General features: G+C 65.4%; 24 protein-coding genes and 1 pseudogene. 12 read left to right on the top strand and 13 right to left on the bottom strand.

Annotated elements, in window-relative coordinates:
• Positions 1 to 21: 21 nt before the first annotated feature.
• From ACLLJI_RS12865 to ACLLJI_RS12845, 5 genes and pseudogenes are all read left to right on the top strand, one after another.
• Positions 22 to 263: pseudogene (locus ACLLJI_RS12865) on the top strand (ATP-binding protein); the annotation flags it as partial.
• Between the two features lie 414 nt (positions 264 to 677).
• Positions 678 to 857, top strand: a complete 180-nt coding sequence (locus ACLLJI_RS12860) for a transposase (RefSeq protein WP_434612811.1) — start codon at positions 678 to 680, stop codon at positions 855 to 857.
• The gene (locus tag ACLLJI_RS12855; protein WP_434621759.1) at positions 806 to 970 is read left to right on the top strand and encodes a hypothetical protein; all 165 of its coding nucleotides are present in this window, start codon (positions 806 to 808) and stop codon (positions 968 to 970) included. The genes ACLLJI_RS12860 and ACLLJI_RS12855 overlap by 52 nt, the downstream gene beginning before the upstream one ends.
• Before the next feature lie 53 nt (positions 971 to 1023).
• Positions 1024 to 1284, top strand: a complete 261-nt coding sequence (locus tag ACLLJI_RS12850) for an integrase core domain-containing protein (protein ID WP_434612809.1) — start codon at positions 1024 to 1026, stop codon at positions 1282 to 1284.
• A 235-nt stretch (positions 1285 to 1519) separates the two neighbouring features.
• Positions 1520 to 1828: a hypothetical protein gene (locus ACLLJI_RS12845; RefSeq protein WP_434612807.1), complete on the top strand. Its 309-nt coding sequence runs from the start codon at positions 1520 to 1522 to the stop codon at positions 1826 to 1828.
• Between the two features lie 444 nt (positions 1829 to 2272).
• Here ACLLJI_RS12845 and ACLLJI_RS12840 read toward each other — a convergent pair whose 3' ends face one another.
• From ACLLJI_RS12840 to ACLLJI_RS12820, 5 genes are all read right to left on the bottom strand, one after another.
• A complete protein-coding gene (locus ACLLJI_RS12840; protein ID WP_434612805.1) occupies positions 2273 to 2557 on the bottom strand; it encodes a helix-turn-helix domain-containing protein in 285 nt (94 codons plus the stop codon).
• Positions 2554 to 2700: a hypothetical protein gene (locus ACLLJI_RS12835; protein WP_434612803.1), complete on the bottom strand. Its 147-nt coding sequence runs from the start codon at positions 2698 to 2700 to the stop codon at positions 2554 to 2556. The genes ACLLJI_RS12840 and ACLLJI_RS12835 overlap by 4 nt, the downstream gene beginning before the upstream one ends.
• 35 nt (positions 2701 to 2735) lie before the next feature.
• Positions 2736 to 5003 (bottom strand): putative transposase, encoded by a 2268-nt coding sequence (locus ACLLJI_RS12830; RefSeq protein ID WP_434612801.1) that lies wholly within the window; start codon positions 5001 to 5003, stop codon positions 2736 to 2738.
• Between the two features lie 266 nt (positions 5004 to 5269).
• Complete coding sequence (locus ACLLJI_RS12825; protein WP_434612799.1) at positions 5270 to 6091, bottom strand: phage integrase N-terminal SAM-like domain-containing protein; 822 nt, start codon at positions 6089 to 6091, stop codon at positions 5270 to 5272.
• 238 nt (positions 6092 to 6329) lie between these two features.
• Entirely contained in the window at positions 6330 to 6581 is a 252-nt protein-coding gene (locus tag ACLLJI_RS12820; protein WP_434612797.1) for a PDDEXK nuclease domain-containing protein, read from the bottom strand.
• A 38-nt stretch (positions 6582 to 6619) separates the two neighbouring features.
• Between ACLLJI_RS12820 and ACLLJI_RS12815 the strand changes: the two genes are divergently transcribed.
• A complete protein-coding gene (locus ACLLJI_RS12815) occupies positions 6620 to 6856 on the top strand; it encodes a PDDEXK nuclease domain-containing protein (RefSeq protein WP_434612795.1) in 237 nt (78 codons plus the stop codon).
• 1043 nt (positions 6857 to 7899) lie between these two features.
• Here ACLLJI_RS12815 and ACLLJI_RS12810 read toward each other — a convergent pair.
• The gene (locus ACLLJI_RS12810) at positions 7900 to 8748 is read right to left on the bottom strand and encodes a spermidine synthase (RefSeq protein WP_434612793.1); all 849 of its coding nucleotides are present in this window, start codon (positions 8746 to 8748) and stop codon (positions 7900 to 7902) included.
• A 3-nt stretch (positions 8749 to 8751) separates the two neighbouring features.
• A complete protein-coding gene (locus ACLLJI_RS12805; protein ID WP_434612791.1) occupies positions 8752 to 9948 on the bottom strand; it encodes an aminotransferase class I/II-fold pyridoxal phosphate-dependent enzyme in 1197 nt (398 codons plus the stop codon).
• A gap of 122 nt (positions 9949 to 10070) precedes the next feature.
• Between ACLLJI_RS12805 and coaD the strand changes: the two genes are divergently transcribed.
• The 5 genes from coaD (at position 10071) to mutM (ending at position 13283) form a co-directional block, all read left to right on the top strand.
• Positions 10071 to 10571, top strand: a complete 501-nt coding sequence (coaD, locus tag ACLLJI_RS12800; protein WP_434612789.1) for a pantetheine-phosphate adenylyltransferase — start codon at positions 10071 to 10073, stop codon at positions 10569 to 10571.
• A 232-nt stretch (positions 10572 to 10803) separates the two neighbouring features.
• Positions 10804 to 11301, top strand: a complete 498-nt coding sequence (locus ACLLJI_RS12795) for a YceD family protein (protein WP_434612787.1) — start codon at positions 10804 to 10806, stop codon at positions 11299 to 11301.
• Between the two features lie 50 nt (positions 11302 to 11351).
• Positions 11352 to 11555 (top strand): 50S ribosomal protein L32, encoded by a 204-nt coding sequence (gene rpmF, locus ACLLJI_RS12790; RefSeq protein WP_196396088.1) that lies wholly within the window; start codon positions 11352 to 11354, stop codon positions 11553 to 11555.
• Positions 11556 to 11565: 10 nt separating this feature from the next.
• A complete protein-coding gene (rnc, locus tag ACLLJI_RS12785) occupies positions 11566 to 12333 on the top strand; it encodes a ribonuclease III (protein WP_434612784.1) in 768 nt (255 codons plus the stop codon).
• A gap of 2 nt (positions 12334 to 12335) precedes the next feature.
• The gene (gene mutM, locus ACLLJI_RS12780; RefSeq protein WP_434612782.1) at positions 12336 to 13283 is read left to right on the top strand and encodes a bifunctional DNA-formamidopyrimidine glycosylase/DNA-(apurinic or apyrimidinic site) lyase; all 948 of its coding nucleotides are present in this window, start codon (positions 12336 to 12338) and stop codon (positions 13281 to 13283) included.
• 156 nt (positions 13284 to 13439) lie between these two features.
• Here the strand turns inward: mutM and ACLLJI_RS12775 are convergent, their stop codons facing one another.
• The 5 genes from ACLLJI_RS12775 to ACLLJI_RS12755 all read right to left on the bottom strand — a co-directional run bounded on the left by ACLLJI_RS12775 (position 13440) and on the right by ACLLJI_RS12755 (position 19587).
• Positions 13440 to 13709, bottom strand: coding sequence for a hypothetical protein (locus tag ACLLJI_RS12775; RefSeq protein WP_283561422.1), 270 nt, complete (start codon positions 13707 to 13709; stop codon positions 13440 to 13442).
• A gap of 40 nt (positions 13710 to 13749) precedes the next feature.
• A complete protein-coding gene (locus ACLLJI_RS12770; RefSeq protein ID WP_434612779.1) occupies positions 13750 to 14487 on the bottom strand; it encodes a hypothetical protein in 738 nt (245 codons plus the stop codon).
• Between the two features lie 155 nt (positions 14488 to 14642).
• Positions 14643 to 15647 (bottom strand): NAD-dependent epimerase/dehydratase family protein, encoded by a 1005-nt coding sequence (locus tag ACLLJI_RS12765; protein WP_434612777.1) that lies wholly within the window; start codon positions 15645 to 15647, stop codon positions 14643 to 14645.
• Positions 15644 to 18568, bottom strand: a complete 2925-nt coding sequence (locus tag ACLLJI_RS12760) for an alpha/beta fold hydrolase (RefSeq protein WP_434612775.1) — start codon at positions 18566 to 18568, stop codon at positions 15644 to 15646. The genes ACLLJI_RS12765 and ACLLJI_RS12760 overlap by 4 nt, the downstream gene beginning before the upstream one ends.
• Entirely contained in the window at positions 18562 to 19587 is a 1026-nt protein-coding gene (locus tag ACLLJI_RS12755; protein WP_434612773.1) for a 3-oxoacyl-ACP synthase III, read from the bottom strand. The genes ACLLJI_RS12760 and ACLLJI_RS12755 overlap by 7 nt, the downstream gene beginning before the upstream one ends.
• A gap of 307 nt (positions 19588 to 19894) precedes the next feature.
• Between ACLLJI_RS12755 and ACLLJI_RS12750 the strand changes: the two genes are divergently transcribed.
• On the top strand, positions 19895 to 23704 hold the full coding sequence (locus ACLLJI_RS12750) for an AAA family ATPase (RefSeq protein WP_434612771.1): 3810 nt from the start codon (positions 19895 to 19897) through the stop codon (positions 23702 to 23704).
• A gap of 187 nt (positions 23705 to 23891) precedes the next feature.
• Here ACLLJI_RS12750 and ACLLJI_RS12745 read toward each other — a convergent pair whose 3' ends face one another.
• Positions 23892 to 25232, bottom strand: coding sequence for an MFS transporter (locus tag ACLLJI_RS12745; RefSeq protein WP_434612769.1), 1341 nt, complete (start codon positions 25230 to 25232; stop codon positions 23892 to 23894).
• Between the last annotated feature and the right edge of the window lie 129 nt (positions 25233 to 25361).

Raw genomic sequence — 25361 nt, 5'->3', positions numbered from 1 at the left:
TCTATGCGGATATCCGCATAGGTCGATGAACTTGGCTACCTTCCGATCGACACCGAAGGCGCGCGGCTCTTGTTCCAAGTCATCGCGGACGGCTATGAAAGACGCAGTCTCATCATCACCACGAACCTGGAATTTCCCGATGGGGAACCGTCTTCGGAGACGACAACATGGCCGCCGCTGTCATCGACAGGCTAGTGCACCACGGGCGGCTGCTGCAGTTCCGCGGCGAGTCCTACAGAGTCAAAAATGCCCTCATGAAATAGCCAACCGCTCAAATGGACTAAAAACGTGCCGAGGTGGCCTAATTCTTAGCGCCGAAACGGCCTACTTAAATTTGACGAAACACACCGGAGCATGATCGTGTTCGGATGGAGGTGCTGGCCTGCCTGGATTCCGGGGAAGAGCCACGGGCTTTCGGCGCCTGATCCTGTTCTGAGGTTGGGGCGGTTCCGGAGGTGCTGGGTGAGGAGTTCCGCGAAGGGCTGTGGGACGGGCACTGGATGCGTGCCAAAGGAGATCGTGACCGTGGCGGTGGTGTCGTTGATGTTGACCACGTCGGTTCGGAGCGCGGCGACTCGGACCAGGGGTTGAGCGTAGAGGAGGAGCAGTGGAGCGTACCCGGTTTGGTGGACACGGATGAGATTTGCTCGTGTTCCTAAACGTAGGAGACTGTTTTTATGGGTTCGACACGGAGAAGTTTCACGGATGAATATAAGCGTGACGCGGTAGCGTTGGTCGCTGATGGTGGATACACCGTCGGCGAGGTTGCAAAGAAGTTGTCGATTAGTGAGACAACGATTAGAAAGTGGTTGAAGAAATTTCAGCCGGAAGGCGAACACCGCGTGAGAAGCCATTGAGCGAGGAAGAACGCTCCGAGCTGGAACGTTTGAGAAAAGATAACGCGAAACTCGAAATGCAGTTGAGTTTCGCAAAAAAAGTCTCGACCTGGTTCGCGAACGGCCAGCAGTAAAATTTGCTGCGATCGCGGACTGGGCTGATTCCAATGAGTTTGAAGTGTCCTTCATGTGTGTGAAGCTGGACGTATCCACGTCCGGATATTACAAGTGGCGCGGTCATGTTCCGAGTGCGCGTGAGCGTGAGGACGGGTTATTGCTGGAACTGATCCACACTAAGCCATGGCCTACAATAAAACGCCTGCGTCGGGAAACATTTCTCTGGATCGAGGGTTACTACAATACCAAACGAAGGCATTCGACTCTGGGATATTTGACACCGTCAGAATATGAGTTAGGCTATAAATCTATTCACGAACTCGCAGCATAATCCCGTGTCCACTAAACCGGGAACACTCCACAGTATTCCGGCGATTCTGTAGGGCACGGATTCGCTGGTGCCGGTGAGTAGTTCCCCTAGCCAGGCAAGACGTTGCCCCTGCGGGATGGCGGGTCGGCCTTCGGGAGTCTAGGGATTTGATGGTTTCGGTGTTCTCCTGTTTGGCTCCGCGCACCGGGCCGCGGACCGTTTTGTCGGGTGTTGCCATGGCCCGGATGCGTCTGAGATGGTGCCATTTGGCGAAGTGTTCGACGGGTTTGGCGACTTCGGGCGGCAGGGGGCGGAGCTTGTCTTCGATCCAGGTTTCGAAGCGGTTCAGGTACGGGTCCTGTTGGGGGAGGAGCCCGTGGTGGATGAGCAGCGCTCGGAGGTGGTCGGCTGCCCGTCCTGCCGTTTCGCGGTGACTGTTAAGGCCTTCATGGGTCAAGGGAGTCTGGCCGGTCGAGACGGCTGTCAGGAGTGGCTGGACCTTGGCGGAGCGTTTCCAGGTGATGATGCTTTCGGGTCGATCCGCCTCGCAAAGGACGTTGACTAGCCGGGCTGCGGTTGTGGGGTCCGCCCGATCGGTGAGCAGCAGGGCGGTGAGGTCGTCCCTGAGCGCGCAGCGGGCGCAGATGCCACGGCGGTAAACTCGCCTTCATGACCACAGCGGGCGCAATGGAAGTCGTGGAGGATGCCCGCGCACGGGCCGCATCGAGGTCCGTCGACGGCTGATGGGGGACCGGGCAGCAGTCTGTTCTCGCCGCAATCGGGGCAGGTGCCGTGGATGCGGGTCGCCACGGTGAAGCAGGGACCGCATATCTTCCCTTCGGGCCAGCTCGCCCTGGCCTTGCCGGCGTTGCGGCCGCAACGGGCGCACGGACCGAGCCGCTCGTGCGGGGACGGCCTCGGACGGTGTTGCGCGGCGTGAGTCCCTCCGGGAGTTCAGTGGCCATCGTCGATGACGCGGGCCAGGCGCGGGCGGACAGTGCGGTTGAGGTCAACGACGTTGGGGCGGGGTGGCCGTTCCGGTCTTGCGTGCCCGGACGTCGGCCGCTGTGACGGTGATGAGGTCTTCGGGGCCGCAGGAGAAGATGTCGCAGATCGCCGCGATGACCTGCAGCGCGACGCGCTCGGGCTTCTGGTTGACGATCCGGTAGACCTGCGGCCGGGACAGGATGATCCCGCGCTCGGCCAGCAGGGGGATCAGATCGGTGGTGTTGTGAAGGCCCCGGGCCGCCATGAGTTCGGAGAGCCGCCACGTGTATTCGACTTCGCGCTTCACAGCTTTCCTCCCCTTTGCTGGCCCAGGGCCTCATCCATCGTGCGGTCCAGCGAGGCACGCAGAGTACTGCTGCGGAAGTCGTCGCTGACGAATTGGTAGATTCCGGTGGTGGAGGCGTACTCGTGGCCAATTTGGTATTGCACGAATCTAGGATCCCCAGGACTCCTGACCTAGCGCTTTAATCGCTGAGCGACGTTTCGCGTTTCTTTGTCTCGAATCGCAGGATCCGGTCCGTGCCTGGGTAACGGGTTTCGGTGCTGGTGAGGTGGTCGCAGAGTTCGGCGATCGCGGCCGTGGCCCGTTTGGTGGGGAGGGGGTCGAGGCGGATGGTGAGGTAGCCGTCCCGGCCGGGGTCGATGTCGCCGCTGGTCGTGAGAGCCTGCCGGATCAGGGCGTGGGCTTCGTCGTCGGCGCGGGCGTAGCCGGTGTTGGTGCGGATCTCCCTGGCCAGGGTGGACGCGGTGTTGAACGCGGCCATCCGGATCGCGTGGGTGAGCAGTTTCGTCTCGGTGTCCAGGACCTGCTGGCCCGGGGCGATGTCACCAAGGGGTACCCGGGCCGGGATCTCCTTATGCACCGCCTGCGCCTCCTCGAAGACGGTTTGGGCGGTGAAAAGGTCCGCGGTGATCGCGTTGTGCCCGGCATTGGTGATCAGGACCGTGGCCGTTCCCGGCGCCGGGGTCCGGGCCGCCAGCAACGCGGCATCGGTGTCGGCGAGGGCCTTCCCGTACCGGGTTTTGGCGGTAAGTACGTTCTGGTAGGCCTTGCGTTTGGCCGGGTTCGGCACCGACCGTTCCGGATCATCATCGGTACTGGTGTAGGCGTCGTGGGAATCCAGGGCGAAGCGGATCCTGGCGTAGCGGAAGTAGTTCTCCTGCCGCCACCTGGCACCCATACGGTAAATCGCTTCCCCGGTAGCGAGGTCTGTGTCGGTGGTGAGGATGTGGATCTGCCGTAACCCGCCTGCCGGGACCTTGACCTTGCGGCTGATCTGGCGCATCGACAACACTTCCCCGGTAGTTCCGACAGGCACCTCGACCCGGATGTCGGCCGCGGCCCAGGACCGGGTTTGTCCGTGTTCATCGGTGTGCGTGACCTCGCTGAAGAGGGAGTCGTCGATGTCCCCGGTGGTGCCCTTGCGCCAGGTCAGCACATCAAAACCTGCTGAACTCATGTGTTGGAACAGGGCCGGGGACCAGCCGCCCCGGTCGAAACCGACCAGCACCCTGCGGTCATCGCCGATAATCAATCGCAGGGTCGGCAGGAGCCGGCGCAGTTCCCCGGTCAGCGCGGCCCCGGGTTCGGCCATGACCACCAGCACCGGGGACCCGTGTCCGTCGGCGACCCAGGTCTCCTCGGTCGCCGGGACCGGGAACTTCAACCTCGTGGAATGGACCTTCCCGATCTTCCTCGTGCCCTGATAGGCGCGGACATGCCCGTCAACGTAGAGCACCGCGGCCAGACCCCCGCCCTCCTCGTCACCGCTGCCGTTCAGGTGTCTGGTTGCCATCGCGGTCAGCAGTTCCCCGGCCCTGCCGGTCCCGGCCAGGGCCGCGGTTTTGCGGCGGAGGGTTTTCACTTCCGGCGCCCGGTCCAGACCCAGCACCCGTCCCATCGCGACCGGGTCGATCCGGGTTATCCCCTCGGCCCGGGGTTCCCCGGCCAGGGCCTGAAACACCGCCCCGGTGAGGATGGTGTCCAGACCGTAAAACCCGTTCGGCAACGCCCCGAAGACATCCTTCGCACACTCCAGCAATCCGGTGTTCACCAGGGCGGGCAGGGCCAGGAACAGCCCGGCCAACGGCACCCGGGCCGCCGGGGCGAACGCCGGGGCCGCGCATTCCAGCAGCCCGGTCCGGGCCCAGGCCCGTTCCCCGGACCGGTCCGCCGCAGCCGGCAGAACCGGCAGCCCTTCCGCCGGTTCGGTGATGACGGGACCGGCTTCCGGGTCCTGCCGGGACGGGTGCGCAGTGGCCGGTTCCTGTGCGGCGGTTTCCATGGCCAATGTCCGCCGGACGGTGAATTCGGAGACACCCACTTTCGCACCGACTGCGCGCAGTGGCAGGCCGGTGGAGCGCAAGGCGCGGATCTCGGACATCATGGATTCCGTCAGCCGGCTGGGCCCCCTCGGGCCCGGCTTTTCCGGGGCCAGACCCAACACCCCATCCATGGCCAGGACCTGGCGCCAGCGCCACAACGTGCCCGGATCCACACCGAAAGCGGCAGAAATCTCCGCCACCGACGCGGCCTTAATGTCCGCCAGTTTCGCCGCCGTGAACCGGCGCGTCGCGGTGTCCCCGACATCCCAGGCGTAAGAGAGTTCCCCATGAACAAAAGCCCTGCCACCCGTCTCATCCTCGACCAGCGACACCGCCAGACCAATCGGGACGGCACCGGCGTCCATGGCCATCGGAAGGGGCAGTTGAGATGTCATCACGCCCATCATCCACCCCTCCCGAAGCCGCCGATTATCTTGCTTAGATTCTATCGCGTCTGAGGGAAAATTAACAGCCGACCACTCAACAAAAACACCGGAATCACACGGAAGCCATCGCGACAGTCACGCCCTATGTCCAGAGTCCTGATCCCATCCGTCTTCCGGCAGGTGCGTTGCGTAGGAGCGCCGCAGCGAATGCAGGTCCAGCCCGTCCGAGGGTAGGCCCAGCTCGTCGAGATACCGCCCGAGCCGCCGCAGGAGGGTGGACTCGACGATCAGACCGCCGCGTTCGCTGGGGAAGAGGTCGGGCGTGTGCAGCGTTCTCCGCCGTTGGCGAGCCAATCCTCAAGGATGCCGGCGGTCCAATCGAAGACCGTCAGGACGCTGCGGGGCTTGGGCGGTGATGCTCGGCGGGACTTGCCAAACCGGACCTTGCAGACACCGAACTTCCCGAATCTGCGCGCGTGCGGGTTGCTTGCGAGGTCGACGGTCTGCAGGTGCCGCAGCTCATTGAACCGCAACCCGTAGGAGTAGGCCACCTTGAGCATGACCGCGTCCCGGTTGGCAGCCTGCCAGCCCTTCTTGCCGGAGGCTTCAATGAGTTCGACCTCGTCGTCTGCACGGTCGAAGAGCTTCTGGAGCTCCTCCCTGGTGAAGGGACGTTTGGAGGGTCGGCCTTCGAATTCCTGCACATGCGGGGCGGTGTTCCACTCGTAGAAGACCTGGGCGGGATGTGTGCCGAAGCGCTGTTCGCAGACCCGGTCCCAGCCGTAATCGGGGTTGGCGACATAGGAGGTGAAGTGACGCAGGGCGGACTGGTGGGCCCGCAGCGTCGAGTGGCTCAGGTGCCGGATCGAGCGCAGATCCCCGAAATACTCCTCGACGTCGGCCGGCATCCAGTGCCAGGGAAATTCATTCACATGGTCCACGAACCTGCGAACATACCGGCTGCGCTGGTCAATCGTGTCGAACTTCAGGTTGCGTGAGAGCTGCTGGTTGCGCCAGCCGTCCAGCATCTCATCGAACGTCTGCTGTTCGGGATGGAGCAGCTGAATGGAGCCCACAAGGTGAACCCGCCCTGATCCATCGACTGCCATTCCGCCTCCCAAACCCGCTTCAAACTCTGAATCAATGATTCATTAAATGCATCATCAGGACAAATCCGCATGTCAGCGGCGTTTTATCTGCCTATCAGAGCTCGGGCGCCGTATCTCCAGGCATGGGGCGGCAACGCCGATCCGGGCCCGACAAACCTTGAAATGCCGCGGCGCAAGCGCGTCGGGTGAGGAAGTCTGGAACGACCGCACAGCGGCCTGGCGCTGATCCATCAACGCGTCACGCGTCGGGGGCGCCCGCGGGGTCGTGCCCGAGCGCTGCGGTGATGGCGGCCGGGGACGGCAGGGTAGCCTGCTCATCAGCCGGAAGTGCTTCGTACGTGTAGGACGCTACGGTCAGGGGTTGGGCTGAACCGTCGAGTGCGTAGCGCACCGTGCGCTCGTTCCTGGATCCGCACACTAGGATCCCGACAGTTGGGGTCTGCCTGGGCAGCCGGAGCATGTCGTTGACTGCGGCGACGTAGAAGTTCAACTGGCCGGCGTTATGGGCAGCTGCGCTTCTACGTCGCGTTGGTTGACGACAAACTCAAGCTCCCTGCCCATGGTGAGACGGTGGGCATTCTGATCTGCGGGAGCAAGAACGAGCATACCGTCCGGTACGCGCTGGGCAGGGCGGACTCGCCCATGGCGGTGTCCACTTACACCTACGAAACACTGCCCGCCGAGGAAAGAGATGCTCTTCCCGCAGCCGAAGAACTTTCCGCGGCGTTCGACCAGGTCGAATCACCCACCGACCAGCCGAAGTAAGACGGTCGTTCGGGGCGGTACTTGGGCGTCCCAGTAGTCGTTTTTGTAGCTGCAGTTTTGAAACGCTCGTGTGGGTATAGCTTTGGCACAGCCCGATTGGCTCTTCCCTTGCTCCGCCGCGGTCTCTGCGTGACCGTCCCGCTTCCTAGGAAATGAGACAGCATCTTGGCAGAAGCTTTCCCGGTGGGTCGTCAGCGGCCGGTGGCGGGGTCGTAGTAGCGGGCCCCGTTAGGGCCAACGTCCGTCATTCACTATTCCTCGTCATCATGTTTTCCGTGTGGCCATGATGGTGCCGAGAGTCGGTAAAGGAATAGGAATGCCACAGTCATCCCGACCACCACGACAACGAGAACGGCAAATGCAGCCCACTTTGCAAGGACCAGCGAATACACCAAACCTGCTCCATGCACGATCCCAAAAAGGAGTGAGAGCACAACGAACCCATATCCAGAGTCCTGAACACTAAATTTCACCATATCCAGAGTCCTGATGCCTTGTGGCGGAAACCCGAATTTTTTCAGTCATCTTTACTATCCATTAGCCCAAAAGATTTGAATGATCGAGCCAGAAATGAAGCCGCCAAAAAGGCCGGCAACGCCGGTGGAGATGCCGCCGGCAACGCAGGCAGGCCCGAGAATTGTTCCGCCCACAAGAGCGCCGCTCGGATAGTTCAGGTTGAGTTCGGAACCTATCGTCGCCGCAGCTGGGCTGCGGCAACGAGACCTATGCCGAGCCATACGGCAGCGAGAACAAACAAGAGCACCGGCTTCCATCGGATACTGCCTGTGGCTACGTCGATTGCTCCCAAAGTCGCCCAAAGAACGGCGCCGAGAACCGCAAATATTAAGACAACCTTTGGAGTCTCGAATTTTTTCATAATTGTCACCCCCATGGGAAGCATTATTCCAATTAGCAAGTTGCGGCGGCGACGAATACGCCCAGGGTCGCGGTCCGGGCACCGGCCACCCCACGGGTTGAAACTACTTTCGTTAGCTTCCCTCACAGCGCTCAGAGACCCGGCAGGTGAACATCGGGACGGCAGGTCAGCCGGCGATGCGGTCGAGCTCGACGCCCGTCAGCACAGTCGCCGGGTGCGGGCCGCGGGCGGTGAGTTCGGCGGTCCAATCTTCGGGCCATGGCACTGTGGTGCCGATCAAAATGATGTTGCCGGGATAACGGCCGGCGAACATGCCGGTTTCGGCAAAGGCCGCGACGTCGCCGGTCCGGAAGCTGTTCCCCGGGTCAACAGTGGCTTCAGCCGTCACATCCGTCGTCACCTCTGGTCCGGAGCCCGTCATGGCGCGCCGCAGGGCACTGACCTGGCTGCGCACCAGCGTCAGCGCGGGTTCATCTCCGACATTCACGATCAGCACGCCGCCGGGGGACAGCCGGGCGGCGGCTTCCTCGTAGAATTCGGTGCAGGCAATATGCTCGGGAGCGTCGGGGCCGGAGAAGATGTCCAGGATGATGACGTCGAAGAACAGATCGCCCGGGAGCGCGGCCTGGACTTCGCGGGCGTCGCCGATGTGCGTGGTCAGTGCGGTCCCGGCTGGCAGGGGGAGCTGCTGCAGCACATAGTCGAGGAGTTCGCGCTCCAGTTCGACGGCGTGTTGGACGGAGCCCGGGCGGGTCACCTGGATGTAGCGGGCCAGGGTGAGGGCGCCGGCGCCCAGGTGCAGGACGCGGATCGGCTCGCCCGCCGGGGCGGCCAGGTCAACGATGTGCCCGATTCTGCGCAGGTACTCGTAGAAGATTTCTTCCGCATGGGCCAGGTTGACGTGCGATTGTTCCGCGCCGCCGATGCTCAGCACGAAGGCGCCGTCCGTGAATCCGTCCGGGGAAATCGTGGCGTGCTGGCCGGTGGTGCGCAGGAAGCGTGTTTTATCCGCCACGGGCTATAGCCGGTCCTTGAGCGTGGCCAGCCGGGCTGCGGCTTCCTCCAGTACGGACGTTTTCTTGCAGAAGGCGAAGCGGAGCAGGGATTTGGTCCGTTCGGCGCCTTCGCGGTGGCAGAACACCGGGACGGGAATCGCCGCGACACCGATCAGCGATGGGAGCCGGCGGGCCAGTGCGGTCGCGTCGGTGATGCCCAGGGCCGCGGCGTCCACGTTGATGAAGTACGTGCCCTGCGACGGCAGGACCTTCAGCCCGGCCGCGCGCAGCCCTCCACTGAGGATGTCCCGCTTGCCGGCCAGATCCGTCGCAATGCCCCGATAGAAGTCGTCGCCGAGGGCGAGGCCGCCGGCGATGGCGTTTTGGAAGGGTGTGCCGGAGCTGTAGCTGAGGAACTGCTTGACGGTCCGGACCGCCGCAACCAGCTCGGCCGGCCCGCTGAGCCAGCCGATTTTCCAGCCGGTGAAGGAGAAGGTCTTGCCGGCTGAGGAGATGGTCAGGGTGCGCTCGGCCGCGCCCGGCAGCGTCGCGATGGGGATGTGCCGCAGGCCGAAGGTGAGGTGCTCGTACACCTCATCGGTAACGATAACGGCGTCGTACTTTGCTGCGAGCTCGACGATCCTGCCCAGCACGTCCGTCCCGAAGACGGCGCCGGTGGGATTGTGCGGGTTGTTGATCAGGACCACCTTGGTGCGCTCCGTGAAGGCGGCTTCCAGGGCGTCCATGTCCGGCTGGAAATCGGGGGCGAGCAGGGGAGCGGTCGTGTGCGTCGCGCCGGAGAGGCCGACGACGGCGCCATAGGAATCGTAGAAGGGCTCGAAGGTGAGCACTTCGTCGCCCGGTCCGACCAGGGCCAGCAGGGTGGCGGCGATGGCTTCGGTGGCCCCGGTGGTAACAATGATCTCGGTCTCCGGGTCCGGCGTCAGCGCGTAAAAACGCTCCTGGTGGGTGGCAATGGCGGTGCGCAGTTCCATGGTGCCCTTACCAGGGGCGTACTGGTTGGCTCCGGCGGCGATGGCGGCACGCGCGGCTTCCTTGATCGACGCCGGCCCGTCCTCGTCCGGGAAGCCCTGGCCGAGGTTGATTGCTCCGGTCTCCTGGGCCAGCGTGGTGATTTCCTCAAAGATCGTCACGCCGAGGGAGCCGTCGGCCGCCAGCAGGTTGGCTCCGTCGGCGGTCCGCTGCCACGGTGCGCTCATGCGTTGTCCTCGGTTCCGTATCATCGGCCGTGCCGTCGGTCAGCTGTCGCAAATGCGTCCTTGCCATGATATAGCCGTTGTCAGGACTTACTCCCGTGCCGCCCATGGGTTAGATTCGGAACATGCGACGCGCGGTATGCCCCGGTTCTTTTGACCCCATCCACAATGGCCATCTTGAGGTCATTGCACGGGCTTCGGGCCTTTTCGACGAGGTCATCGTGGCGGTGTCGACCAACTACGCCAAGAAGTACCGCTTCACGCTCGATGAGCGGCTGGAAATGGCCCGGGAAACCTTCGCGGCCGTGAGCGGGATCCTCATCGAGCCGATGGGGGAGGGGCTGCTGGCCCGGTACTGCCATGACCGCGGTGCGTCAGCGATTGTCAAAGGCCTGCGGTCGTCGTCGGACTTTGACTATGAACTGCCGATGGCCACAATGAACCGGCAGCTTAACGGCGTGGAGACTGTGTTCCTGCCGGGCGACGGCAGGTATCTGCACCTGTCCTCCACCCTGATAAAGGAGGTGGCGGCCTTGGGCGGGGATGTTTCCGATTATGTGCCAAAACTGGTCCTCCGCCGGCTCCTCGCTGGCGCGCCTGCCAAGGAAACAAGCCGGGGGCAGTAAGCTTGTAAAGGCCGCTTGGCCGAGCCGGAAGGATGCGGATGCATCCGAACAACCGGGTCTCCCGTGCGCTGAACCCTGTTTTTGGGTATGGCGCGGGTTTCAGGCTAAGATGATACGTCGGTCATATGTTCTACAGGAGTTTTCAATTAGTGCAAGCAAGATGGGTAACCGTCTCAACCCGGGCTCGCCCCTAACCCTTCAGGTTAAGGACATCGGGCGCAGCGCAGGCAGTATGCGGACCCTGCAGGAAGAAGTGCCCGCACCGAAGGATTTCGGTGTGCCGATCATCGGCGTGCAGGAAGGGTCCTTAATGGACCTGGATCTGAGGCTGGAGGGCGTACACGAAGGAATTCTGGTATCCGGTACCGCAGTCGTCGAAGTGACGGGTGAGTGTGCCAGATGCCTGGATCCCCTTGCGTATGACCTTGAGGTCAATGTGCAAGAGCTTTTCTCCTACGAGGAGCCGCCTCAAAGCGGTCCCCCCGTGGGAGAGGACGAAGAAGAGCAACGTTGGATCGAGCACGATCAGATCGATCTTGAACCGGTGTTGCGGGACGCAGTGGTAACCGCACTGCCGTTCCAGCCGGTGTGCCGGGAAGACTGCCAGGGATTGTGTTCCGAATGCGGAATTCATCTGGTGGATCAGCCGGGGCACCACCACGAGGTCCTGGACCCTCGCTGGGCCGCCCTACAAGGCTTAACCGGCAAAGACAGTCAGATCACGAACTGAATTAGAACCTGGGGAAAACCCGGGTTCGTCGAGAGAGAAAAGAGTTAGCCGTGGCTGTTCCCAAGCGGAAAATGTCCCGCTCGAATACACATGCCCGCCGGTCTCAGTGGAAAGCCACTGCACCCGCCCTGGTCAAGACCGTTGAAAATGGACGCGTGACCTACAGCATGCCGCACCAGGCCAAGGTCGTTACCGACTCCGCTGGCACGGCGCTGTACCTGGAGTATAAGGGCCGCAAGGTCGCAGACGTCTAAGACGTCCGCAATGAAGCATTCTGCCGGTGCTGCCGCCGGCCCGTCGGAACGGGTTTTGCCTGATCCGGAGGCCGCGCATCATTTGCTGTTGAAGCGTCTCGGTGTCGATATCGATGCCGGGACGCTTCGTCTTGCCCTGACTCATCGCTCGTACGCGTATGAAAACGGGGGGATGCCCACCAACGAGCGCCTGGAGTTCCTAGGTGACTCCATTTTGGGCTTCTCGGTGACGGACGCTCTGTACCGCGACAACCCGACCCTGCCCGAGGGCGATCTGGCCAAGCGGCGTTCGGCCGTGGTCAGCACCCGTGCGCTGGCCGTGCTTGGCCGCGAGCTGGGCATCGGTGAGCACATCTACCTCGGTGCGGGCGAGCGTCTGACCAACGGCAAAAACAAGTCCTCGATTCTCGCGGACACCATGGAAGCGCTGATCGGCGCGACCTATCTGTCCAACGACCTGGAGACCGCCCGCCAGCTCGTCATGAGATTGGTGGGTCCGCTCCTGCTCGACGCCGCTGCTCTGGGCGCCGGTACGGACTGGAAGACCAATATTCAGGAAATCGCCGCCAGCCGGCACTTGGGCCCGGTGCAGTACCTGATCACCGGCTCCGGCCCGGACCATGCGCGGTCCTTCGGCGCGACACTCCAGATCGGGGGCGTCGACTACGGTACAGGCGCCGGGAATTCGAAGAAGGAAGCGGAGCAGGAAGCCGCAGCCGACGGTTGGAAAATCCTGGGTGCCCGCTTCCCTGACAACCGCGCAGCCGGCTCGGTCTAAGCGTGCCGGAACTTCCGGAAGTTGAGGTCGTCCGCCGGGGTCTGGAACGCTGGGTCGCCGGCCGGACCATCACCGCCGTGGACGTACCCGATCCCCGCTCGATCCGCCGTCATGCCTTGGGCGTGGATGACTTCCGCAGCAATCTGGTCGGCGCCAGGGTGCTGGATGTGGTGCGCCGCGGTAAGTTCCTCTGGCTTCCGCTCAGTGACGGGGCGGACGACGACGGCGTGCCCCACACTGCGCTGATGGCTCACCTGGGCATGAGCGGGCAGCTGCTGATGCAGGATCCGGCGCAGCCGGACGAGAAACACCTCAAAGTCCGGCTGAAGCTCTCACCTGTCGACGGTGCTCCGGACGAACTGCGGTTTGTTGACCAGCGGATTTTCGGCGGCCTTTTTGTCACGTCCTTGGTGCCGACGTCGGACGGGCTTCCTGGCGGCCAAGCAGCATGCGCGCTGCCGCTGATCCCCGCAGAGGCCGCTCATATCGGCCGCGACCCCTTGGACCCTGCCTTTTCTCAGGAGACTTTTTATCAAAAGCTCCGGTCCCGCAAGACCGGGCTGAAACGGGCCCTGCTTGATCAGGGTCTGATCTCGGGCATCGGCAACATTTACGCGGACGAAGCGCTGTGGCTGGCGCAGCTGCATTTTGCCCGGCCCACGGACACGCTGCGCCGTGCCGAAGCACAACGGGTAGTGGACGCGGCCAAGGACGTGATGGGCCGCGCCTTGGATGCCGGCGGCACCAGCTTCGACTCGCTGTATGTTAATGTCAATGGCGACTCCGGGTACTTCGACCGGTCATTGAACGCCTACGGTCGCGAAAATGAACCGTGCCCGCGCTGTGCAGATATTGGCTTGGATACCCGGATCCGGAGGGACTCGTTCATGAACCGGTCGTCCTACAGCTGCCCGGTCTGTCAGCCCCGACCCCGCAACGGCCGCTGGTAGGAAGATGGACGAGGCGCTGGTAGGAAGGAACCTGCAGCCGGGGCAGTGTAGCTGGGAGGGCATGCAGGATTGGAAGGACATTGCCGGCCGCCAATTGGGAAGGGCCGGTGGCTGGCGCCCGGTGCGGCCCTGGATTCCAGGCCCACGCTGCGGCATTTAGGTAGATAACGACGGGCTGTCCGGGTCCTGCCGCGCGAGCGCATATTTGGCGATTTTAGCCCGCCGGCTTTGCAGCTCGATTTCGATGTTCGGCCGCCCGCGGACGGAATCGCCTTCGTCCGCCACCGGACCCGCGGGGCGTCCGCGGTCCAGCCGGTCGACGGCGGCGCTCAGCTCCGCATCCGGGTGCAATGCGCGCAGATTCACAATGAAAAGGTCCTCGGCCTGCCGGGGGGTTACATTTGATGAAATCAATGGCCAGACCATCCAACAGCCTCCTTCCTTGGTTGTCGCGGGTAGGTCCATTTTAGCTCTCGTCCAGGATATCCCGCAGCACTCCGGCGCACGCCGTCGCAATTTGGATGACCTGCGGTGAATCGAGCCGGCACGGCTGGTCCTTGAGCTCCGGCGCGTAGGGAACGTCGACGGCGAAGACTCCCAGTATCCGTTCGGAATCCTCGCTCAGGATCGGCACCGCGAGGCCTTCGGCATATTTCGGCGCTATCTTGCGGAACTCGTCGTAGGAGAATCCCATCCGGTCTGCTTTGGAAAGCGCGTCATAGGCCTCAGCCGGCACAATACCGGGTTCGTTCCAGGTAGCCGCAACCTGCCGCCAATCGAAATGCCGGGGCGCCAGGTCGCGGACAGCCTGTCCCACCGCGCCCTTCCCCTCAGTCCAGAAGATCCCGGAGCCCTGCGGGTATTCGTTCAGGCGGTATCGGATCCGACGCGTGAGGTGCCGGCGTTTCCACAGCCACCGGTGGCGGGGGAGGACGAAGAGGGACCCACCCAGGGCGGTCAGGTCGAGAAGGGTGATTTGCCCTATCGATTTCAGGGATGCCAGAACCGCCTTTTCCAGTTGCTTCTGGCGGTGCTCCCGCCGCGGAAGCCGGTAAAGCTGCACGCCACCGCGGATGCTCTGGACGAAGACCACGGCGCCGGCCCCGGCGATGATCCAGAATTCGAGCGTGGCGTTCGTGGCGACCCAGCCGACTTGGGTTGCTCCTTTCAGAACAACCAGGGCCAGCGCAAGTAGCGCAGCCACAACTCTGCTCACAAGACCGAACTTTCGCCCCATCCAAGAAGACTACCCACTACTCCCCGCTGATGCGGCTGATGACGTCGCCAGACAACAGCCAGTGTGCTGCCGTTGTGGCGGGTGTGGACGCGGACGGGCGCCGAATCTTGGAGATGGGGCTGTCAGGCGTGGTAATGGGCGCCGAGGCGCTGCAGACCTTCGTCCACACTGACCGCCGGCTCCCAGTCCAGCACCTCGCGCGTGTGCCGCTGGTCAAACCAGTGCGCAGTGGTGAGCTGCTCGGCCAGGAAACGGGTCATCGGCGGCTCGTCGTGGACCCAGCCGCGCTTCCCGGCGAGGCTCCAGGCCCTTTCAATGACAGAACCGGCGCCGCGCGCCAGCCAGCCGGGAACGGACCACGTAGGAGAGCCGGCGCCGGCAGCGGCGCAGATGCCGGTGATGAGCTCGCCCACGGGGCGCGGCTGGCCGTTGGTGACCACCAGCGCCTGCCCATGGGCATGATCCATTCGCTCAAGACCTCGGACGATGGCCGACGCGGCGTTGTCGATGTAGGTGGTGTCGATCAGGGCCGCGCCGTGGTCGAGCACCGGCAGCCGGCCGGAGCGGGCACGCTCCACAACCCGCTCCACCAGCTGGGTGTCGCCCGGACCCCAAACGATGTGCGGCCGGATGGCGGTCACACGGAACGCGGGAGAGTCCTCAGCCAGCGCGAGCAGCTCGGCGGTGGCCTTGGACCGGGCGTAGTTGCCGCGTGCGCGGTCCGGATCCGCCGGCCCCGCGCTGGCGCCGACGATCGAGGCGCCGAAGTGTGCCACGGAGGGCGAGGAAACGAAGACGAAATCGCGGACGCCGATGGCCTTGGCCGCGGCGAGCAGTCCGCGGGTGCCTTCGATGTTGGTGGCGGCGAACTCGCTCCAGTCGCCGGTGAAGGAGACCTTGGCCGCGAGGTGGATGACGGCGTCGACCCCGGCCACGGCGCGTGTCACGGCTTCGCCGTCGGTGACGGAACCCTGCACGAATTCCGCCGGACCTGATTCTGTTTGCAACCCGGGCGGACGGCGCTGGAAGGTCCGCAGCGCATATCCCTTGTCAATCAGGAGTTGGGCGACGGCCCGGCCGAGCAGTCCGCTGGCTCCGGTAACCAGTACCGTCCGCGTCTGGCTCATGGCCGGCCCATCTTGCCGCCGGACAGCGCGGTGGTGGCCCAGGCGGCGAGGGCGGTGCGGTCTATCTTGGAGTTGTGCCGGATGTCCGTGGGCATCGACGGGATGATGAGCACCGCGGCCAGATCCATGCCAGCACCCGGGTAGGCGGCTGCCGCTGCGCTGCCCGGGGTGCCCGCACGCGCTGCCGAGCCCGCTGCTGTGCGCGCACCCGCTGCTGTTCCCGCACCCGCTGCTGTGCCGGCGACAACGGCAGTGCGGACCTCGCCGGCGAGCTTGGGTGATGCCAGGGCAGGAGTGCTGGCGGCGGGTACGGTTTCGATGATGGCGACGGCCGCCTGTGCTCCGGCCGGACCAACACCCACGACGGCGGCCCGGCCGACGCCGTCGACCGTTTCAGCCAGCTGCTCGGCGGCAACGGGAGTCCGCACACCGGCGGCGGTGGCCAGGATGTGGCTAAGCCTTCCTTCGACCCAGAGCCGTCCTGCGTCGTCAAGGTGGCCGACGTCGCCGGTGCGGTGCCAGCCGGGGACGGAGACGCTGTGGTCCTGGGTGATCCAGAGCCTGTCGTAGCGGTCCTTGACGTGGGCGGCGCTGACGAGGATCTCGCCCGTAATGCCGGGGGAGGTGGACGGCTCGGCCGCGACGCTGCCGTCGGGGCGGATGGCGGTGATGGCCAATCGGGCTCCGGAGACCGGGGTTCCGACGCAGACGCCATTGCCCGGGCCGGCCGCGCGGATTTCCTCCAGGCTGATGTCCGTCACCGGGAGGGCTTCGGTCATGCCGTAGGGGGTGTGCAGTGACGCGGCTGGAACCAGCTTTTGCACGCGGCGCAGCAGGGGCTCCGGGATCGGAGCGCCCGCGGAAAGCAGCAGTTGTACCTGGGCCAGGGACTGCCGTTGCGCCAGGGTCAGAACCGATGCGGTGGCGAGGACGTTGACCAGCGCAGCCGGAGAGGCAAACACCGTGGTGGCCTGCACGGCCGCGGCGGCATCGGCCAGGGCGGCTGCGGTGAGCGTTGCGGGGGCGGTGACGTCCATGTCCGGCGTGACGGAGGTGGCGCCCAGGGCGGGTCCGAGCAGGGCAAACGGAGCGAAACCCGCCACCAGGGAGGTGCCTGGTTGCAGGTTGTAGGTGTTTTTCAGGGTGTCCCGCATGGCCGAGAGCTGCCGGTGCGTGTACACGACGCCCTTGGCGGGACCGGTGGAGCCGGAGGTGAAGAGCACGGCGGCGTCCGCGTCCGGATCGATGGGGCGGACGGTCGGGGCTGACGTGCCGGATGCCGGAATTGGGCCGCTCGGCACACGTGGGTCAATCGATACGCCCGCGCCGTTCGATATGCCCGGGTCAACCGACCCTGTGCGCTGTGCGTCCCGGCCGGCGGACAGCAGCTCCGGAACGGTGTGTGCCACGCCGAGCAGCCGGCGCCTGACAGCACCCAGTGGTGCAGCGCTGATCCGGATGCCGGGCCAGCCGTACAGCCGGGCGCCGAGCAGCGCGCGTTCGATGCCGATCAGGTAGGCCGGGCCGGCGCCCTTGATGGCCCGGCTCATGCCTGCTGCGCCGAGGCCGGCGTCGGCCACGACGATGACGGCGCCGAGCCGCAGACTGGCGTAGATCAGCGAGGTCAGTTCGATCCCCGGTGGAACGAGCAGACTGACGCGGTCCCCGGCCTTCACGCCGATGGAATCGAGACCGGAGGCAAGCTGGTCCACGCGTTCGGCCAACTGCGCCCAAGAGAGGGTGCGGGGGCCGGTGCCGCGGACCGCCCCCAGCGGGGCCATGTCGACGACGGCGGCCGCGGAGTCGGTGCGGCGCTCATCCAGTGCGGCGAGCATCGGACGGAAGCCGCAGGCGGTGCCGGGCTGGTCGTTGACCAGACCCCAATCGGCTCGATCAGCCGGTGTGGCTTGACCCCAATCGGCTCGATCAGCCGGCGCTGCCGGATGCCGGCCAGCACGGTCATCGGCACGGTCATCGGCACGGTCACCGTCGCGATCAGCGTTCTTTTCGAGCCAGCTGAAGATGGGGGTGGCAACGTCGCGGTCCTCGGGCAGCAGATGCCCTGCGCCCTCAAAGCGGTGCACATCGGCCTGCGGCAGCCGGTCGATCAGATCCCGCAGGTAACGGTCCGAGAACACCGGGTCCTTGGGGCCCCAGAGCAGCAGCGCCGGGACATCAAGAGTGCGGACGCCCTCGGACACGTCGGTCAGGGTGCCCCAGCTGGGATGGGATTCCGCGGCCGGGATGTCGGCGACAAAGTTGCCCACGCCCTGCCGGCGGGCGGCGTTGCGGTACGGCGCCATAAACGCGCTTTGGACGTCCTTGGCCAGGGCCGGGTGCGCCAGCGCGTGCGTCACGCGCAGGAACGCCGTCGTCGTCGTCGTTCCCCATTGATGCACGCCAGGGTGCAGTGCCAGCTGCAGCGGCGCGGGCACAGCGAACCCGGCCGGATGCACCGCGGTGTTGTTAAGCACGACGGCGGCGAGCTGGCTTCGGTGCCGGGTGGCCCAGCCAAGTGAGATGACGCCACCCCAGTCGTGGCCGACGGTGACCACCGGGCCGGTGATGCCCAGTTCATCGGTCAGGTCGCCCAGATCGGTGATGCGGTCCTCGAGCCGGCGGAAAACGCCGGTGCGGGCGGAGAAGCCCATGTCCAGCTGGTCGACGGCGACGACGCGCCACGGCCGGTCCGCGACGGACGCCGCGGCCAGCAGGGTCCGCCACAGGTAGGACCAGGTGGGGTTTCCGTGCACGCACAAGAGCGTTCCCGCTGGCTCTGCACCGCGGGCGGCCAGCTCATCGGCGTTGTCCAGCAGATGCCAGCGGTGGCTGCTGCCGGCCGGGTCCGTGAGGGATGTGGAGGGGACGTCAACAAACCGGGACCAGGAGGGATCAACCCCGGGCCAGACTTCTGCTACCACGCAATTTCCATCATGGTGGTGTTCAGCCCGGAGCCCACGCCCATGCACAGCACCCGGTCGCCCTGGCTGAGCGACTGGGCTTCCTGGGCCAGGGTCATCGGCAGCGAGGCCGGGCCCACATTGCCCCAGCGCGGGAACGTGATCGGCACCCTGCTGCGGACCAGATTCACGGCCTTGATGATCGCGTTGGTGTACGAGGTGGAGACCTGATGGGTCACGTAGCGGTCCATCGACGTCCAGTTCCAGCCGTCCTTGTGCGCCTCATTCCACGCGGTGACGACGAGCTCCAGGCCGCCGTCGAGCAGGCCCTTGGCGTCGGTGAACATGCCGTCGACGCCGCCGACGCAAAGCTCGTGGTGCTGGGTACCGGCGCGGGAGACGCCGCCGAGGATCCGGTGCGAGCCCGGATGCTCGTCCGCCGGTCCGATGACGGCTGCCGCGGCTCCGGATCCGAGCGTGAGAGTGGCGAATTCGCGCAGGTAATCCTCGCGGGTGGAATCCGGGCGGTTGAGCCGGGCGAACGTGGCCTCCTGGGTGCCTTGGGCATCCTCACCCGCCACGATCAGGGCGTACTTGATCTGGCCTGAATCGATCATATTGGCGGCCAGGGTGATGCCGTTGACAAAACCCAGGCAGGCATTGGCCAGGTCGAAGTTCATCGCGGAGGACGGCAGTCCAAGCCCGTGGTGGATCTTCACGGCCACGGAGGGTTCGAGGTTTCTGCGCGTCACGGACGTATTGATCAGGAGGCCGATCTGCCCCGGTTCAATTCCGGCCTCGGCCAGTGCCTTGGCACCCGCCTCGATGGCGGCGTCGTCGAATGCGGTACCCGGGGACCACCAGCGGCGCTCCGTGACCCCGGCGACCCGCTCCAGCAGACGTTTGGACAGGTGCAGCCGTTTAAGGCTGGGGGCCAGACGCTCGTCAAAGTCCGCGGAACTGACGACTACCGGCGCCTCCACACTGGTGACGGCCAGCAGCGCCGTGTTGTCATGTCGAAACGTCGCGTTGCCGATCAATATCCAGCCTTCATCCGTGTGTGGTCTCTTTGGCGGGGCAGGAGCGGCGCAGGCCACCCAAGATGTTAACTATGCACCTAAAACCATCGTTCCTGCACATGCACCGTATGGCATGTTTCCTGCAGCTGACTATCCTATATTCGCCGTTAATCCGATGGCGCACAGTAAATTTGGGGCAGAGGGCAGATTTAGGGCCGCCGGCAGATTTATGGCGCACGGTAGATTTGGGAGGTACACCGCCCAGCCCGGCAACCCGCCGTCGTCCAGCGCGCGTCCCGACCCGTCCCATCCGTGAGAGCCGAACACCTTGCACCTGAAAAGCCTGACCGTCCGAGGGTTTAAATCCTTCGCCTCGGCGACAACTTTTGACTTCGAACCCGGCGTCACGGCCGTGGTTGGCCCGAACGGGTCCGGAAAATCCAACGTGGTGGACGCGCTGGCCTGGGTGATGGGCGAGCAGGGGGCCAAAACACTGCGCGGCGGAAAAATGGAAGACGTCATTTTTGCCGGCACGTCCGGGCGTCCGCCGTTGGGTCGGGCCCAGGTGTCCCTCACCATTGACAACGCCGATGGCGCCCTGCCGATCGAATACAGCGAAGTCACCATTTCCCGCACCCTATTTCGCACCGGCGGGTCCGAATACGCCATCAACGGCGCCGGCTGCCGGCTGCTGGACATCCAGGAACTGCTCTCCGACTCCGGCCTGGGTCGGGAAATGCACGTGATCGTGGGGCAGGGACAGCTGGATAAGGTGCTGCATGCCACGCCCGAGGAGCGACGCGGTTTCATCGAAGAGGCAGCCGGGATTCTCAAGCACCGCCGGCGCAAGGAAAAGACGTTGCGCAAGCTGGAGGCCATGCAGGCCAATCTGGCCCGGCTGACGGACTTGAGCACCGAACTGCGCCGCCAGCTGACGCCATTGGGCAGGCAGGCTGAGGTTGCCCGCCGCGCCCAGACCGTGCAGTTTGAACTCCGCGATGCCCGGGCCCGGCTGCTGGCCGATGACCTGGTGCAGCTGCAGAGCACACTGGCGCGGGACGTTGCGGACGAGACCGCGTTGAAGGCCCGGCGGGCCGAGGTGGAGCAGACGCTGGAATCGGGCCGGCTGCGGCGGGCCGAATGCGAGCAGTTGGCGGCCGTGGCGACGCCGGCACTGAACACGGCGCGGGATACCTGGTATCAGCTCTCCGCGGTGCGGGAACGGCTGCGGGCCCTGGGAAATCTTGCGGCCGACAGACGCAGGCTTCTGGGCGCGGCGGATGCCGCGCCGGATCCGGGGCGCGATCCGGAAAAACTGCAGCAACAGGCCGCCCGGGTTCGGGCGGAGCAGGTCCAGCTGGAGGGGTCCGTGCTGGCGCGGCGCGGCGCCCTGGCGACGGCCGTGGCCGCCAAGGCGGACGCCGAACGCGCCGCCGCGCAGGAAGACCAGCGGCTCACTGCCATCCTGCGTGCCGCCGCCGACCACCGCGAGGGACTCGCGAAGCTGGCCGGCCAGGTGGCCGCGGCCCGCTCCCGGGTGGAATCCGCCGAGGCCGAGGTGGGCCGGCTGCGCGGATCCACGACCGCGGGCGAGCAGCGCCGGGCAAAGGCACAGGAGGAGTTCACCGCGCTTGAATCCCAGGTGGCGGGTGTGGAGCAGGGCGAAGAGACCCTGGACGCGGACTACGAGGGCGCCAGCCAGGTGCTGGAAACCGTGCTCGCGGAGATCGAGGACCTGACCGCTCGGCAGCGTGCGGCCGAGCGCGAACGCGATTCCCTGGTGGCCCGGCGCGATGCGCTCGCCGTCGGGCTGCGCCGTAAGGACGGCACGGGGTTGCTGCTGGCCGCCGGCCAGGAGGGAGTCCTCAGTGCGATTTCGGACCTGATCACCCTGCGGCCCGGCTATGAGACGGCGGTGGCCACGGCGCTTGGTTCGGCCGCCGACGCCGTGGCCGTGACCGATCTGGCCGCCGCCGTGGCGGCGTTGGAAGTGCTGAAGGACGACGACGGCGGCCGCGTCGAGCTGCTTATCGCCGGCGCCGCGCAGCCCGCGCATCCGCTGCCCGGAGCACCGGGTGTCGACGGGCTCGGCGCGGCATCAGATGCACCGGAGGCCGACATACCGGTGGTCCGCGGGCGCGGCGCGGCATCCGATGCGCTGGCGGCCGACGTATCGGTAGGCGGCGGACCGGGGGCCGACGAAGGTCCCTCGGCTCCTCGTCCGGCGGTCGACCAAAGTGTGTCTGTCCCGATGCTCGAGTCAGGCCGCTCCGCGACCGCTTGGGGGGAATCCGAAGGCGTAATGGCCGCAGATCTGATTGCAGTGCATCATCCCAGCGCCGCTCCCGGCCTGGCTGCCGCGCTGGCCCGGCTGCTCGCCGACGTCGTCGTGGTGGAGGATCTGACTGCGGCCATGGCCGTAGTCGGCGCCCATCCCAAGCTGCGGGCCGTGACGAGGGCCGGCGACGTGATCACCGCGGTCAGCCTCAGTGGCGGATCCGCCGGCGCGCCGTCGACCTTGGAGTTGCAGGCCGACGTCGATGAAACCGTCGCGGGGCTGGCCGGCGTGACGGCGGAGGCGGAACAACTGCGCTTCGCACTGTCCTCGGCTGTGGCACGGCGCGATCAGGCCCGCAGCCGCACCGACGCTGCCCTGGAACGGCTGCATGATTCAGATGCCAGGCTGGCTGCGGTGGCGGAACGGCTGGGCCAGCTGGGGTCATCGCTCCGCTCCGCCGTAGGGGAGAGCGAGCGGCTGGCCGCCTTGCTGGCGGCGGCGGAGGCCAATATTGGCACCGAGCAGCAGGCCCTGAACGGAATTTCCGCACGGCTGGATGCCGCACGGGTGGCCCCCGCGGAGGACGAGCCGTCCATGCAAGCGCGGGATGAGCTCGCCGCTGCCGCCATCGCCGCCCGGGCTATCGAGATGGACGCACGGCTCGGCCTGCGCAGCTCGGAGGAGCAATTGACCGCCATCTCCAACCGGGCGGCATCGCTGGAGCGCGCGGCTGTCACCGAGCGGAAGGCGAGGGAAGTGGCAGCGGAGCGTGCACGCCTTCGAGCTGCACAGGCGCGAAAGGCTGCCTCCGTGGCCGCGGCCGTTCAGCAGACTCTGGCGTTTGTCGATGTTTCGCTGGAGGCCGCCGGTCGGGAGCGGGACGATGCCGCCGAAACCCGCGCCGCCCTCGAGAGCGAATTGGCGGACATCCGTACCGGCAACGAAAAAGCCGCCCTGGAATTGGCCAAACTGACCGATTCGGTGCACCGGGATGAGCTGGCGAGGACCCAGCAGCGGCTGCGGATCGAGGCCCTTGAGAATCGTGCGATAGAGGATCTGGGCCTTACCGCCGATCATCTGGTCGCCGAGTACGGACCGGCCACCCTTGTCCCGACGGGGCCTGGCGAGGTCACGGACAAATGGGCCGCGCTGCGCGCCCCGGTGGACGCGGACGGCAACGAGGTCCGCGAAGGCCTCCCGTTTGTCCGCGCCGAGCAGGAAAAGCGTCTGCGCGGGGCGGAGCGGGACCTGAGCGCACTGGGCCGGGTGAATCCGCTGGCGCTGGAGGAATTCGCTGCTCTCGAGGAACGCCATCAGTTCCTGAGCAGCCAGTTGGAGGACCTGAAGGCGAGCCGAAAGGACCTGATGGACATAATCCGCGAGGTGGATGAGCGGGTGGAACAGGTGTTCACGGCCGCTTACACGGACACCGCCCGGCACTTCGAATCGGTCTTCGCCACGCTTTTCCCCGGTGGCGAAGGAAGGCTGGTGCTCACCGACCCGTCAGAAATGCTCACCACCGGCATCGAGGTGGAGGCTCGTCCGGCGGGAAAGAAGATCAAACGGCTGTCGCTGCTCTCCGGCGGTGAACGGTCTTTGACAGCGGTGGCCCTGCTGGTGGCGATCTTCAAGGCGCGTCCCTCGCCGTTCTATGTCATGGACGAGGTGGAAGCGGCACTGGACGATACGAATCTGGGCCGGCTGCTCACCATTTTCGAGGAGTTGCGGCAATCCAGTCAGCTGATCATCATCACCCACCAGAAGCGCACGATGGAAGTGGCCGATGCGCTGTATGGCGTGACCATGCGCGGCGATGGCGTCTCGACAGTCATCAGTCAGCGGCTCGGCGCAGACGTGTAAGTGAGGTCCTGCCAGTTCGATTCAAAACCTGCTTGCACTGATTGCAATGCATGCACTGCAATCAGTGCATGCAGGTTTCCGGACCGACCGTGCTCTGGCGGAGGTAGGGTGCGGATCAGACGGCGTCTGGGCTGACCTAGGGCTGGGACTGGACGGCATCTAGGACCCCTCGGCGCTTTCACCGGCTTTAGCCGGTCGGGCGTTGCAGGGTTTCAGTTGCCTTGAGCCACGCATCAATTCCGATGGCACCCACGACAGCCGCCATCCCAAACGCCGGACCGTAGGAGAAGGTATCAACGACGACGCCGGCGGCGATGGGACCGAGGATGGTGCCGAAATCCTGACTCATTTGGAAAGTGGCAAGCACCTTGCCGCCGGAACGCTCTGTGCCGATGATGTCCGCCACGGAGGATTGCTGTGCCGGGCCGAAGAGTCCGCTGCCCAGGCCCGCAATGGCGGAGACGATGAAGAACACCGGGACGCTGGCGGTGAGTCCGAGGACGGCCATGGCGGCGGTGTTGACTGCCAGCCCGGTGATCACCATTGGTTTTCGCCCCCAGGTATCCGCCAGCTTTCCGGAAAACGTCAGGGCAACACCAGTTCCGATGGCGAAGACGGCCAGGGAAACACCGGCCACCGCAGTCCCGCCGTGGAGCACTACCGTGGCGAACAGAGGAACGAGTGCCATCCGGATGCCGAAGGCGGACCACCCGTTGGCAAAGGCCGAGATCAGGGCGGCCCGGTAGCTGCTGTATCCCATCGCCTCCCGCACTGGCATCGAGGTCTTCACCGTCGCTGGCACCACTTTCGCCGGTGCTGCGTCGGCCGGTGCTGCGTCGGCCTGCACGGCTTCGGGCCGTGCCAAACCGGCGGTGCTCCCGGGCCGGCCAGCCAATGCCGTCGTTGTCAATCTGGTCGTGGCGGCCAGACGTGCCAGCCGTGCGGGACGCAGCGAGGTTGCCACCACGATCGCCGCCACGAGGAGCGTGCCGGCATAGATCAGGAACGGAAGCTTCAGACCCAGCCCTGCCATGAGGGCGCCGGCAGCCGGACCGGCGATGTTGCCCAACAGGAAGGACCCTGCATAGGCACTGTTCACCCGGCCGCGGGCGGTGGGCGGTGAGAGGCGGACCAGCAGCCCCATGGCCGCAACGGTGAACATGGTGGATCCAACACCACCGAGTCCGCGGAAGATCAGCAGCTGCCAGTAGTCCTGCGCGAACGCACAAGCAGCGGAAGACAGGGCGACTATCAGGATGCCCGTGATGTAAATCCAGCGCTCGCCGAAGCGCTCCACCAGTTGACCGCTAAAGGGTGCGAACACCAGCCGGGCAAACGCAAAGACACTGACCACCATGGCCGCGGCGCTGACGGGAACACCGAAGCTGCGGGCAAACTGGGGCAGCACGGGAGCCACCAGGCCGAAGCCGAGGGCGATCACGAAGGCCGCGGCGACCAGAACACTGATTTCGCGCGGTAAGGGCAGCTTGGCTGGCCGTGCGGCGGTGGGGCGGGGCTCGCGAATCATAGTGATCCGAGTCTGTCATAACACGGCCCGACTGAGGATGTGCGGCCGGACGGGGGATGGTGCGCGGCCTCCGTTAGAGGCGCGGGCCGGGGGTCGCTGCGTCGTCGTCGTTCTGCCGCCGGTCCGTGG

The sequence above is a fragment of the Arthrobacter sp. A5 genome (genome assembly GCF_051131705.1).
Classification (GTDB): Bacteria; Actinomycetota; Actinomycetes; order Actinomycetales; family Micrococcaceae; genus Arthrobacter_M.
This window is presented reverse-complemented; position numbering and strand designations above follow the sequence as displayed.